The 13,565-nt window shown below is 63.4% G+C and carries 8 protein-coding genes; 3 read left to right on the top strand and 5 right to left on the bottom strand.

Annotated elements, in window-relative coordinates; all coding sequences use genetic code 11:
• Window positions 1-204 precede the first annotated feature (204 nt).
• The 5 genes from M622_RS34925 to glmU form a co-directional block, all read right to left on the bottom strand.
• A complete protein-coding gene (locus M622_RS34925; RefSeq protein ID WP_021250355.1) occupies window positions 205-1,890 on the bottom strand; it encodes an ATP-binding protein in 1,686 nt (561 codons plus the stop codon).
• Window positions 1,887-3,074 (bottom strand): restriction endonuclease subunit S, encoded by a 1,188-nt coding sequence (locus M622_RS34930; protein WP_021250356.1) that lies wholly within the window; start codon window positions 3,072-3,074, stop codon window positions 1,887-1,889. The genes M622_RS34925 and M622_RS34930 overlap by 4 nt, the downstream gene beginning before the upstream one ends.
• Window positions 3,071-5,257: a type I restriction-modification system subunit M gene (locus tag M622_RS34935; RefSeq protein ID WP_021250357.1), complete on the bottom strand. Its 2,187-nt coding sequence runs from the start codon at window positions 5,255-5,257 to the stop codon at window positions 3,071-3,073. The genes M622_RS34930 and M622_RS34935 overlap by 4 nt, the downstream gene beginning before the upstream one ends.
• Before the next feature lie 289 nt (window positions 5,258-5,546).
• On the bottom strand, window positions 5,547-7,373 hold the full coding sequence (glmS, locus tag M622_RS34940) for a glutamine--fructose-6-phosphate transaminase (isomerizing) (protein WP_021250358.1): 1,827 nt from the start codon (window positions 7,371-7,373) through the stop codon (window positions 5,547-5,549).
• An 84-nt stretch (window positions 7,374-7,457) separates the two neighbouring features.
• Complete coding sequence (gene glmU / locus M622_RS34945; protein WP_021250359.1) at window positions 7,458-8,819, bottom strand: bifunctional UDP-N-acetylglucosamine diphosphorylase/glucosamine-1-phosphate N-acetyltransferase GlmU; 1,362 nt, start codon at window positions 8,817-8,819, stop codon at window positions 7,458-7,460.
• Window positions 8,820-9,037: 218 nt separating this feature from the next.
• Here glmU and M622_RS34950 point away from each other — a divergent pair, with 218 nt between their 5' ends.
• The 3 genes from M622_RS34950 (at window position 9,038) to ggt (ending at window position 13,534) form a co-directional block, all read left to right on the top strand.
• Entirely contained in the window at window positions 9,038-10,441 is a 1,404-nt protein-coding gene (locus tag M622_RS34950; protein ID WP_021250360.1) for a bifunctional enoyl-CoA hydratase/phosphate acetyltransferase, read from the top strand.
• Window positions 10,438-11,622 carry an acetate/propionate family kinase gene (locus tag M622_RS34955; RefSeq protein ID WP_021250361.1) on the top strand — a complete coding sequence of 395 codons (1,185 nt, stop codon included), beginning with the start codon at window positions 10,438-10,440 and terminating at the stop codon, window positions 11,620-11,622. The genes M622_RS34950 and M622_RS34955 overlap by 4 nt, the downstream gene beginning before the upstream one ends.
• A 172-nt stretch (window positions 11,623-11,794) precedes the next feature.
• Complete coding sequence (gene ggt / locus M622_RS34960; protein WP_021250362.1) at window positions 11,795-13,534, top strand: gamma-glutamyltransferase; 1,740 nt, start codon at window positions 11,795-11,797, stop codon at window positions 13,532-13,534.
• The last annotated feature ends 31 nt before the right edge of the window (window positions 13,535-13,565 follow it).

The following is a 13,565-nucleotide window of genomic DNA, read 5'->3' on the forward strand; positions in this document are numbered from 1 at the left end:
GGTTGGGTGAAGGGTTCGGATGCGTAATTATACAATTACATCAATGCGTTAGGATGGAATCCGGGCTGAGCGAACACGGATTCAGGGAATAGTCCTTCCTGGCCATTCTTTCCCCTACTTATTGACGCCGTGCCACACGCACCGCCAATAAAATGGATTGAAAAACAGATAGATGCACGTTTATACGTGTGTTTATGAACATTTTTATTGACGCCGATATGGCGCATTCAGCGTGTTTAGCGTCAATAACCCGGCGCCAGCCAAGCTATAGCGGGTGCCCTTCAATACCCCGGTTTTTTCGACGATTCGCTCATCAACGAGCTGCTTGAGCATGGTGCGCAGGCTTCGTTGTGGAATCTCGCTACCGATCCGTGCGTGGATTTCCCTAAATGCTGAGCCAGGGTATCGGCTCAAATCTTCCTCCACTAAGGCGCGCAAACGATGCCCCTCAATACGTTTAAGCGTGGTCACCGCCGGAAAGGCCAGGGAGCGCAGCAGTTCGGGTTTCACAAAGTACCGTGTTGCCTGGGTACGGCCACTCTGTCCGACCAACCCCCATTCGCACAGCCGGTCCAGCCATGGGCGCAGGGCATCGGTCTGGCTCAGCTCCAGCAAGCCGGCCAATTCACGCGCCGTCAGCGCCTCGTGCTGGGCCAGCAAGCCCAGAGCAATGCGCTCGCGTTGCGTCACAGGATAAGTTTCACCCGCCTGGGCAATGAACCTCAATACCTGTCGATCAGGCGCAGTGCGCTGTAGCGTCACTCGCACCCAGTCAGCCCCCTCTTCCACCTTCGGGGCCGGCCGTCCCTGCGACAACAGCACGTCGTAAATCGCATCGAAGCCGCTGCCCTCCCGCTCCATCAACTTCAGGTCGTGGCACAGCCGCGCCAGGTGTTCGTTACGCCGCACCGAGGCATGCAACACATTGTCCGGCGTCACCCCCAGTGGCAGCGGGCCGGGGTTTACGATCTCCAACCGGTCGGGATGCAGGTTCAGGTAGATGTCACCGCGCTGGGTATAGGGCCGGTGCACCAGCGCGTTGATCAGCAACTCACGAATCACCCGCTCATCGAATGCCGGCACCTGGGTGCGGAACAAGCCATCCGCCACTTCATAGAATTCGCGGAAGTCCGGCACATCACGCCACACCGCATCGACCAGCTCCATCGGGGACAGGGTGTAGTCGTCCCAGGTCAGCTTATTGACCTTGTTTTCCTGGGCGTCGCGCTTGATGAACTGGATGACCGGCGCCACCCCCAGCCGCGCCCGGTCAGCGGCCAGGCCCAGGCACAGCACGCCCAGGTGGGTCAGCCATTCGCCCCGCGCCAACTGGTAGTGTTCCAGCAGTTCATCCGCCGACTTCTCCTTAACCGAAGCCTTGACCCGGTCAGAAGCCCGGATGCCTGCCAGAAAACCGGCCAGTTTGGCCGCATCAACCTGGCTGCGCGGGACTTCCAATGTGGCCAGGGTCTCCCACGGCAAGGCCGAACGCTCGCTGGCCAGGCGCATGACCTCGTCGCCCAGTACGGGACGACTGGCATCGGCAATGCGCAGGAAGAAGCGGCCATCCGCAGTCGAGGCCACATTGGGCGAGCGCGCAATGCCCACTTCCAGATACTCGCCACCGTTATCCGCCGTCACGACCACCGGCCACAGCACCACATTGACGGTCAGTTCCCCAATGCGGCGGCGCAGGGTATCGGGCAACTCGACCGGAATGCGTTGTGCGGGCGGAGGCATCCCCTCGCCATCCTCGATGCCGATCAGCAGACGCCCGCCCAGCGCGTTGGCGAAAGCCACGCAGTCCTTGGCCAGCTCGGGCCAGTCCGCCGTCTTGCCGCTGACAGCACGCAGCGATTTACGGTCGAGTTGCTGGCCTTCGAGACTCATGCCGCCACCACCTCGGGCAGAGGGATGCCGGAGACATCGAGCTGGCCGGACATCAGCTTGGGGAGCAGTAGGTCGCGGGCTTTGGTCAATTCTTGATTCTGTTTCTTGATCAATCGAACCTGCTGAATCAAGGGGTACGTTTTATCCTCATAAAGTTTCAAGAGAGCATCGGTTGGCCATAGCACTGGCAGTGCCCGGAAAGTCTTTTTCGAGAGCTCTTTGAAGGTCGCCCCCGTTGCCAATCCGATCATTTCTTCGACTCGGCCCAGCAAATTGAACAGCAGGAACATCCGAGCACTATCTTGCTTGGGCAATACAGAAATAAACCCTTGGTTCGTGCAGGCTGGCTTGTCCATCAGCGCGAAGAAACCTATCGATGCGCGACTGGTCATCAGGATCGTTTCAGGTGGCACCAGTTTGGCCGACGAGTTGGCAAGACCGGCCTCGGTGATTTTCTTTTCCGAGTCGAGTAACACGAGGCAATCATTGCGGGTCACGTCGGTAGGCGTCACCCACGTCACATCACCACCCCAATACTCAGGTCGCGCAGTGGAGGGGGTTCCGCCACCCACTGCATCACAGACATCACCCAAAGTCAGCGACAGCCACCCCTCCGGCACCCCATCCTTCACCGGCACCGACTCATGACCGGGAAAGCGCAGGTGTACGAACCACTCGTGATACAGGCTGCGGGCCGCGTCTTCGAGCAAAGCGATGCGGCGCTGGTTGGTGGCGATCAGGTCGTCGTAGGCACCGAGAACGGTCGCAATTGCATCCTGAATACTCTTGGGGGGAATCGCAATTTCCAGCTTGTGGATGTGATTCCGATTCAAAGTCGGGTTGGCATTACCTACATCCAAATGCTGGAAGTCGAACAGATGAAGATAGTAGTAGACGAACCGTGCGTTGTTACCATGGATTTCTTTGCTCCAAAGGGTCGTATCGTGCGGCCAGTAGGCACGCTCAGTGAAATGAATAGACCCAAGAGTTCCTTTGCGGCCAATGACAATTCCGGGGCCTTGAGCCTTGGCCTCATTATGAAAACTTGTGACTCCGGATGAAGAAATTACAGGAATATCACCAGGTTTTTGCTGCGCTTTCGTAATATCGAATCCGCGCTGGAAGTAGACAAGCTGTTGAAGTTCAGCGCGAGACCAGCCAGCGGGAACGCATACAACCTTCATCCCAACAACTCCTCAAAGTTGCTGGCAATCCGCCCCGCCAGTTCCACCGCCTTGTCATTCAGCTCGGCCAGCTCGTCGTGAATCTCGCGCAGCTTCTCGGCAAAGTCGTCCTCGTCTTCGGCCGCTTCCGCCGCCACGCCCACATAGCGCCCCGGTGTCAGTGACCAGTCGTTGGCGGCGATTTCTTCCAGCGTCACCGCTTTGCACAGGCCCGGCACCTCCTCGAAGCAGCCGTGCGGGAAGCGGCTGTGCAGCCAATGCACCTGGTGGATGAAGTAGGCGGCCTGCTTCAGGGCCTCCAGCACCGCATCGCGCACCGTGGGGCTTTCATTCTTCTTGGCGTCGGCAGCCAGCAAGGCACGCTTGGCCTCGCGGGCGGCTTTGCCGTCGAAGGCCTTGCTCTGCCGGGCGCGTAGCTGCTTTTCTGCGCTGTCCAGCAGCTTGAGCCACTGCTTGTGGCGTACTTCCAGCGCCTTGCCCACAGACTTGAGCTTCGGCGCCAGGGCATCGAGCGTGGCTTGCAGTGCGACCTGTCCGGCGTGGCTGGCAAGGTCGGCCTGGGCAAAAGCAGCACGAACTTGAGTGCAGGCGGTAAGCAGTGCGGCGATGGCATCCGCCGCGTGCGTGTCGGCCTGGGCAGCGGCCAGGTCGGCCTTGAAGGCAACAAGTTGAGCCTGGGCAAGGTGTGCATCCTCGGGCTGGTCAGCGTTCAATTCAGCTAGGCTCGCGCCCTGGGCAAAGGTACGTAACAGGGTCTCCAGCCGCCCAACGGCGACGGTGTCGGCAGCAATACGCTCCGGAATAGCCGCCAGCCATTCATCGACCTGCCGCAGGTAGCGGGCCACCAGCGCCACGAACTTCTCGGCCTCACCCCGGTACAGCCAGACGATGGCGTTAAGGTTGGCGTGCTGCTCGTCGGTGAAGATGTGCGAACGCGCCGAGACGACGTGGTAGACGTTGCGCGCGTCAATCATCAGCACCTGGTCTTGCAGGTCTGCGGGCTTGCCCTTGTCAAAGAACCACAGCGTGCAGGGCAGGCTGCGGGTGTAGAAGAACTTGTTGCCGATGGCCATCATCACATCGACATGGCCGGTCTTGACCAGCTTCTCGCGGATGTCGCGGTCCTTGTTACCGGCATCCGAGGCGCTGGAGGCCATGACGAAACCGGCGCGGCCCGCATCGTTCAAGTAGGCGTAGAAATACTGAATCCACAGGCTGTTGGCGTTGCTGATGGCGCCGGTCTTGGCGTTGGTGCCGGGCAAGCCAAAGGGCAGGCGCCCGCCTTGCTCAAGGGGGCTAACCTGGCCCTCTACCTTCTTGGTGTCCACACCGTCCACATTGAACGGCGGGTTGGCCATGACGAAATCACACTGGCCAATGAGGTGCTCCACCGGGTCGTAGAAGGTGTTGCCCTGGCGGATGTTGGAAGCATCCAGCCCGTGAACCACCAGGTTCATCCGTGCGAGCTTGGTGTTGGTGTCGCTCTTTTCCTGGCCGTGGAAAGTGACGGTCTCGTTGGCCTGCTGGTGGCGCACGTCTTCGATGAAGTGGCCGGTCTGCACAAACATACCCGCCGAACCGCAGGCCGGGTCCAGCACCAGGCCATGGTCTGGCTCGATGATGTTGACGATCATGCGCACCAGCGAGGGCGGGGTGAAGAACTCGCCGCCTTCCTGCGCGCCGCTCATGGCGAACTTGTTGAGGAAGTATTCGTAGATGCGACCGAACACATCACCGGTGGCGGCCTTGATGGCGGGGCGGTCGAAAATCTTCACCAGTTCCGCCAGTAGTTTTGGCTCGAACGCGGTGTAGCTGCGCGGCAGTGCGCCGGCTAAAACAGGGTAGTCCGCTTCGATCAGGTCCATGGCGCTGTCAATCACCTCGCCGATATTGGCCCCTTGCGGCAGCGCGGCGATGCGATCGAAGCGTGCAGCCTCGGGCAGGTAGATGGCAGCCTTGCCTTGGAAGCCCAGCTTGATCAGCGTCTCACGCTGGGCAGCAGGCACCTGCGGGGGAATATCCGCCTCGATCTCTGGCAGGTAGGCCTTGAAGCGGTTGTCAGCGTGGCGCAGGAAGATCAGGCCGAGCACCGGCATCGCGTATTCGGCGGCGGTGAGCTTCGAGTTAGCGCGTAGCTGGTCGGCAGCCTCCCAGAGTTCGTTTTCGAGTTGCTGGACGTTCATTCAATCGTTCTCGTTGTTCTGTTCGGCGACGCCCTATGTTACCCACACCCGCGTCAGCCAGTTGTCATCTCCCAAAATTTGAGGTTCCACAGCAGCTCAAAGCGGCATGCGGGCAGTCCTTTGCACAAGCAGCAAGGACATGACCAGCGAGTGCTCTCACTGGAAACCGAGGCAGTCACCCATCAATAACTGTGGTAACTGCCCAGGCCAAACCCGGTTCCCTGACAGTTTTTATTTTCCGTTTACACTTTTTATTTATACGATCAAAAGCGCTCCCGCCCTCATCGCCTCACTCCACTGTCACGCTCTTCGCCAGATTCCTCGGCTTATCCACGTCCGTGCCTTTCACCAGCGCGGCGTGGTACGACAGCAGTTGCAGCGGGATCACGTGCAGCACCGGTGACAGCATGCCGTAGTGCTCGGGCATGTGCAGGATGTGCACGCCTTCGGATTCAGGGATTTCGCTGCCAGCGTCGGCGAACACGTACAGCTCGCCGCCGCGGGCGCGCACTTCCTGCAGGTTGGACTTGAGCTTTTCCAGCAGTTCGTCGGCCGGAGCGATGGCGATCACCGGCATGTTCTTGTCGACCAGGGCCAGCGGGCCGTGCTTGAGCTCGCCAGCGGCGTAGGCTTCGGCATGGATGTAGGAGACCTCCTTGAGCTTGAGCGCGCCTTCCATGGCGATCGGCCAGTGACGGCCGCGACCCAGGAACAGGGCGTGTTCCTTGCTGGCAAAACGCTGTGCCCAGCGCTCGATCTCGGGCTCGAGCTCGAGCACCTTCTGCACCGCGACCGGCAGGTGGCGCAGGGCGGTGAGATGACGCTCTTCGTCGGCGTCGTTGAGGCGGCCATTGAGCTTGGCGAGCGCCAGGGTCAGCAGCGCAAAGGCGGCGAGCTGGGTGGTGAAGGCCTTGGTGGAGGCGACGCCGATTTCGGGGCCGGCGCGGGTGATGAAGCGCAGTGCGGTCTCGCGCACGATGGCCGATTCGGGCACGTTGCAGATGGCCAGCGTGCGATCCATGCCCAGCGCCTTGGCGTGCTTGAGCGCGGCCAGGGTGTCGGCGGTTTCGCCCGACTGCGAGATGACGACGACCAGGGAGTCGGCGTCGGGAACCGAATCGCGATAGCGGTATTCGCTGGCGATCTCGACCGTGACCGGGATTTTTGCGATCGACTCGATCCAGTAGCGCGCGACCAGGCCGGCGTGATAGCTGGTGCCGCAGGCCAGGATGAGCACACGGCGCACGCCGTCGAAGACTTCGGGGGCACGTGCGCCGAAGTGCAGCGGGCTGATGCCGGCACCGCCGGAGATCAGCTCCAGGGTGTTGGCCAGCGCTTGCGGCTGCTCGAAGATTTCCTTCTGCATGTAATGCTTGAACAGGCCCAGTTCGACGGCATCGGCCGACAGGCTGGAGAGGTGCATCTCGCGTTCGACCGGGGTGCCGTCGGCCAGCATGATGCGATAGCTGTCGCGGCGCAGTTCGGCGAGGTCGCCGTCTTCCAGATACACCACCTTGCGCGTGACCTGCAGCAGCGCAGCCATGTCCGATGCGGCGTACATGCCCTCGTCGCCCACGCCCAGCAGCAGCGGCGAGCCGCGGCGCGCGACGATGGCGCGGAAGGGGTCGGCCTCGGCCAGCACGCCGATGGCGTAGGCGCCGATGAGCTCATTGGTGGCCAGGCGCACGGCCTCGAACAGGTCGGGGGCGACCTGCAGCTTGCTGTGCACGAGGTGGGCGATGGCTTCGGTGTCGGTCTCGGAAGTGAACACGTAACCGCGTGCCTGCAGGCTGGCCTTGATGGCCTCGAAGTTCTCGATGATGCCGTTGTGCACCACCGCCAGGCCGCCGGAGATGTGCGGATGGGCATTGCGCTCGGAGGGCACGCCGTGGGTGGCCCAGCGCGTGTGGGCGATGCCGATGCTGGCGGAGAGCTGGCTGGCGTCGGCCAACGCGGTGAGGTCGGCAACGCGACCGGGGGAGCGCAGTCGGGTCAGCTCGCCCGACAGCACGGCAAGGCCGGCGGAGTCATAGCCACGGTATTCCAGCTTGCGCAGCCCCTCGAGCAGCACGGGGACGACGTTGTTTGTTGCAATGGCGGTAACGATGCCACACATAGGAGGACTTCCTTCAAGACGGGATTCGGGGGTGATGCGGAGGAATTCGGCGAACTGCGCAAGCGCGCACGTTCCCAGGCGCGCTCAGCGCGGCAGCTTCACCGGGCGCTTCCAATGGGTGACGCTGATCTGCTTGACGCGGGTCACGGTGAGCTGATCGGGCGGTGCATCGCGCGTCAGCGTGGTGCCGGCGCCAAGCGTGGCGCCGCGGCCGACGCGCACCGGGGCGACGAGCTGAGTGTCGGAGCCGATGAAGACATCATCTTCGATGATGGTGCGGTGTTTATTGACGCTGTCGTAATTGCAGGTGATGGTACCAGCGCCGATGTTGACCTTGCGGCCGATGTCGGCATCGCCCACATAGGCCAGGTGGTTGGCCTTGGAATGGTCGGCGATGATGCTGTTCTTGACCTCGACGAAGTTGCCCAGATGCACGTCCTTGCCCAGCACGGTACCCGGCCGGGTGCGGGCATAGGGGCCGACAACGCAGACTTCGCCCATGCTGGTGCTGTCGACATGGCTGAAGGGCTCGATACGGGTGCCCGCGCCTATGCGTGCATTGCGGATCACGCAGTTGGCGGCGATGCGCACCGAGTCGCCGAGTTCCACCGTGCCTTCGAACACGCAATTGACGTCGATCTCGACGTCGCGCCCGACCGTGAGGCTGCCACGCACGTCGATGCGCGCCGGGTCGATCAGGGTGACGCCCTCTTCCATCAGACGGCGGGCGATGTTGCCCTGGTGCAGACGCTCCAGTTCGGCAAGCTGCGCCTTGTTGTTGACGCCCAGCGTCTCGGCAAAGCTGTCCGGCTGCACGCTGGCCACTTCGATGCCGTCCGCCACGGCCAGGCCGATGATGTCGGTGAGGTAATACTCGCCCTGGGCGTTGTCGTTGCCGATGCGCCCGAGCCAGTCGCGCAGCTGCGTCACCGGGGCGACGAGAATGCCGGTATTGACTTCGCACACCTTGCGCTCTTCGGCGCTGGCGTCCTTTTCCTCGACGATGCGGCTCACCTTGCCGGCAGCATCGCGCAGGATGCGACCGTAACCGGTGGGGTCGTTCATGCTCACCGTGAGCAGCGCCAGCCGCGCTCCGCCCGCCGCATCGACCAGACGGCGCAGCGTGGGTACACCGATGAGCGGCACATCGCCGTAAAGCACCAGCGCCATCTCGCCATCGCTCAAGTGCGGCAGCGATTGCTGCACTGCATGACCGGTGCCCAGCTGCGGCTCCTGCCGGGCCCAGGCCAGGTCGGCCGCATCCAGCCGCTCCCGTACCACCTCGCCGCCGTGGCCATAGACCACGCAGATGCGACGGGCATCAAGCGCGCGCGCCGCGTCGAGCACGTGTGCCAGCATCGGCTTGCCGGCGATGGGTTGCAGGACCTTGGGCAGGACCGAGCGCATGCGCTTGCCTTGACCGGCAGCGAGGACGACTACTTGCATGGCAGTTTCCAACGAATTAGCGAAGTGGCGCGAAGTCTACCATCGCGCTTCGCCCCAGAATGTGAGCGAATGCATGGTGCATGCGTGAAAACCACAATGCCGTGGAAGCAATTTCCACTTAGATTGACGCATTGCACAATTGACGCACTTTTCTGCTTATATTAGCTATAACCAGCGCCTAAAATCCTATGCTGCAACGCACATAAAAGGGATCCCCCATGGAACAAGCCACACCGCAGTTCATCCAGAACCGCACCTTTGACGAGATTCAGGTGGGCGACTTCGCCGAACTTGTGCGCACCTTGCGCCCGCAAGACATCCACCTCTTCGCCGCCATGTCCGGCGACGTCAACCCGACCCACGTCGACCTCGAATACGCGCGCTCCAGCCAGTTTCGCGAAGTCGTCGGTCACAGCATGTGGGGCAGCACGCTGATCTCCACCGTGCTCGGCACCGAGTTCCCCGGCCCCGGCACGGTTTATGTGTCGCAAGGGCTCAATTTCTGGCGCCCGATCACGATCGGCGACACGCTGACGATCACCGTCACCTGCAAGGAAAAGTTCGACCACAACCACCACATCATCTTTGAGTGTGTGGCGCTCAACCAGGACGGCTTGAAGGTCATCGACGGCCTCGCCGAGGTGCTGGCGCCTACCGAGAAGATCAAACGCGCACGCGTGGTCTTGCCCGAGGTCACCATCTCCGACCGCGAACTGCGCTATCGCCACCTGCTGTCGGTGTCGGCGGGGCTGTCTCCGATTCCGATGGCGGTGGCCCACCCCTGCGACAAGGAGTCGCTGTCGGGCCCGGTGCAGGCCGCGCACGCCGGCCTGATCGACCCGATCCTGGTCGGCCCGGAGCACAGGATCCGCGCAGTGGCCGAGGAGTTCAATATCGACATCAGGGGCTTTCGCATCGTGGACACCGAACACAGCCACGCTTCGGCCGAAGTTGCCGTGGGCATGTGCCGTGACGGCCTCGCCGAGGCCTTGATGAAGGGCTCGCTGCACACTGATGAGATGATGCTTCAGGTGATCAAGCACTTGCGCACCGGCCGCCGCATCAGCCACGTCTTTCTCGCCGACGTGCCGACCTACCCGCACCCGCTGATGATCACCGACGCCGCGATCATCATCCAGCCGACCCTCGAGGACAAGGTCGACATCATCCAGAACGCGATCGAGCTCGCACACATCCTCGGCCTGCCCGAGCCCAAGGTGGCGATCCTGTCGGCAGTGGAAACCGTGACTTCCAAGATCCGCTCCACCATCGACGCGGCCGCGCTGTGCAAGATGGCCGATCGCGGCCAGATCAAGGGTGGCCTGCTCGACGGCCCGCTCGCCTTCGACAATGCCATCTCACTGCTTGCGGCCAAGACCAAGGGCATCGTATCGGCCGTCGCCGGCAACGCCGACATCCTGGTGGTGCCCGATCTCGAATCCGGCAACATGATGGCCAAGCAGCTCGAATACCTGGGCAAGGCGCTGATGGCGGGTGTAGTGCTGGGCGCGCGCGTGCCCATCGTGCTCACCAGCCGCGCGGACACCGCTGAAACCCGCGCTGCCTCCTGCGCCGTGGTACAGCTGATGGCGCACCGCAAGCGCGAGGCGCTCAAGCCATGAGAGCCATCCTCGTCCTGAATGCCGGCTCCAGCAGCCTGAAGTTCGCGCTCTACGCTATCGACGCTGAGCTCGCCGCAAGCCCGGCCTTCTCCGGCCAGGTCGAAGGCATAGGTGCCACCCCCGAGATCACCCTCAAGACCGCCAGCGGCGAGCGCGTGCGCGAGGCGGTGCGCACTTCGGGCAGCCAGGCCGAACAGCACCGCGATGCGCTCAATCATGTCTTTGCGCTGCTCAAGGAGCACCACCCCGAGCTCGACATCGTCGCCGCCGGTCACCGCATCGTGCATGGCGGCGAACGCCACAGTGCGCCGACGCGGCTGGACGCCAGCGTGCTGCGCGAGCTCGACAGCTTCACCCCCCTCGCGCCCCTGCACCAGCCGCACAACCTGCGCGCAGTGCGTGCGGTGCTGGCGCTCATGCCCGAGGTGCCGCAGGTGGGCTGCTTCGACACCGCCTTCCACCGCAGCCAGCCTGCAGTGGCTCAGGCCTTCGCCCTGCCCCGCCACATCTCGGCCGAAGGTGTGAAGCGCTACGGCTTTCACGGCCTGTCCTACGATTACGTCGCCCGACAGTTGCCGGACATCATCGGCGCGCGCGCGCAGGGCGCGGTGGTGATCGCCCACCTCGGCAATGGCGCCTCGATGTGCGCATTGCGCGACGGCAAGAGCGTGGCGTCGACGATGGGCTTCACCGCGCTCGATGGCCTGGTGATGGGTACGCGCACCGGCAATCTGGACCCCGGCGTGCTGCTCTACCTGATGGAGCAAAAGGGCATGGACGCCAAGGCCCTGACCAATCTGCTCTACAAGGAATCGGGCCTGCTCGGCGTGTCCGGCATCAGCCAGGACATGCGCACTCTGCTCGCCTCCGACGCCCGCGAAGCGAAGGAAGCGGTCGAGCTGTTCTGCTACCGCATCGCCCGCGAACTGGGTTCCTTGGCTGCAGCGGCGGGCGGACTGGATGCGCTCGTGTTCACCGGTGGCATCGGCGAACACGCGGCGCCGGTGCGTGCGAAGGTCGCCGAACTGGCGGCCTGGATGGGCCTGAACATCGACGCCACCGCCAACGCCGACCACGCGCCTCGCATCGATGCAAGCGACAGCCGGGTCGCGGTGGTGGTGGTGCCGACCGACGAAGAGCTCATGATCGCGCGCTACACCGCGGAAACGCTGGGGCTGTAATCAACAGCAGGGCCGCGGCGTGCACAGCCGCCCCTGCCCCCTTCGCCTCATCCACCCCAGGCTGCGCCCGTCCTTTTCTGGCCGTCTGTGCGCAATGACGCCGGGTAATCCCGGCTTGAGGCGGATGTTCGCCCGGTGCTACCGTCATCCTCCCAGCATGACGGAGCACACCATGAAAACCCGCAAGCTTCTTGCCACTGCCCTGATGATGGCCGCCTTCGGCGCCTGGGCAAAACAGGCGGTCGACACCGGCCATGGCGGCGCAGTCGCCACCATTTCGCACGAGGCCAGCCAGGCCGCGATGGAGATCCTCAACGCTGGCGGCAATGCGGTGGACGCCGCAGTGGCCGCAGCGGCCACGCTGGGCGTCACCGAGCCCTTCAGCTGCGGCATCGGCGGCGGTGGCTTCATGCTGATCTATTCAGCCAAGGACAGGCGCGTGATCGCCCTCGACCACCGCGAGGTCGCACCGGCGAGCTTTCGCCCCGACGTGTTTCAGAATGCCGACGGTAGCGAGATGGACTGGAAGAGCACCGTGCCCAACGGTGTCGCGGTGGGCGTGCCCGGCACCGTGCGCGGCTGGCACGATGCGCTCAGCCGCTATGGCACGATGGGCTTCGAGCAGGTGCTGGCTCCCGCCATCCGCGTCGCCGAAGACGGCTTTGACATCGGCCCCAACTTCCACCGCATCAACACCATCAACGAAGACAAGTTCGCGCGCTTCTCCACCGCCTCTGCGCTCTATCTGAAAGACGGCAAGGCCTTGGCGGAGGGCTCGCACTTTCGCAACCCGGACATGGCGCAGACTCTTCGCGACATCGCCAGGGGCGGAGTGAAAGCTTTCTACGAAGGACCGATCGCCGCCAGCATCGTCTCCGCGGTCAGCCACCCACCCACCAACCCGGGTGTGAGCGTCATCCCCGGTGACATCAGCATGGCCGACCTCAAGGACTACGAGGCACGGGTACGCCAGCCCATCCGCTCGACCTATCGCGGCTACGAGATCCACGGCATGCCCACGCCCTCGAGCGGCGGCATCGCCATCGCCCAGGCCTTGAACCTGATGGAGACCTTCGACCTGTCCGGCAAGTCGCGCGCGGACATCGAACATCTCTACCTGGAAGCCTCACGCGTCGCCTTCGCCGACCGCAACGCCTATGTGGCCGACGAGGAGTTCGTGGACGTACCCAAGGACGGGCTGCTGTCCAAGGCCTACGCCCGCGAACGCGCCAAGGTGATCGGCCTGAGCGCGGCGCCCGGCAAGATCGCGGCGGGAGACCCCTACCCCTTCGAGAACGATCTGTCGGTGCCACTGCGCCCGCAGCCGCGACCGCTCGCACAGGAGTCGATGCACACCACCCACCTTGCGGTGTCCGACCGCGAAGGCAACGTCGTCGCCTACACCTTCACCATCGAGGATTGGGGTGGCAGCGGCATCGTGGTGCCCGGGCGCGGCTTCCTGCTCAACAACGAGCTCACCGACTTCGACTTCAGCGGCCCGCACCCCAACGTGCCCGAAGCCTTCAAGCGCCCGCGCTCGAGCATGAGCCCGACCATCGTGTTGAAGGACGGCGCGCCCGCCTTCACCATCGGCTCACCCGGCGGGTCGACCATCATCACCACCGCGCTGCAGACCATCGTGAACCACATCGACCTGGGCATGAGCCTGGCCGATGCGCTCGCCGCGCCGCGCATGAGCCAGCGCAACGGCGACACCACGCTGGTGGAGACCCTGCTGAAGTTCCCGGGCAGCGCGCAGGCCACAGCGCTGGAAGCGAAGGGTCACAAATGGCGTGAAACCGACCAGATCGGCGCGGCCAACGGCATCCGTTTCAATCCTGACGGCACGGTGACCGCGGTCAGCGAACCCTTGCGCCATGGCGGCGGCAGCGCAATCACGCAAAAGCAGTAAGGCAGCCAAGCCGCGGGGGGGGTTTCCACCC

It is taken from the genome of Thauera terpenica 58Eu (assembly GCF_000443165.1).
Taxonomy (GTDB): domain Bacteria; phylum Pseudomonadota; class Gammaproteobacteria; order Burkholderiales; family Rhodocyclaceae; genus Thauera; species Thauera terpenica.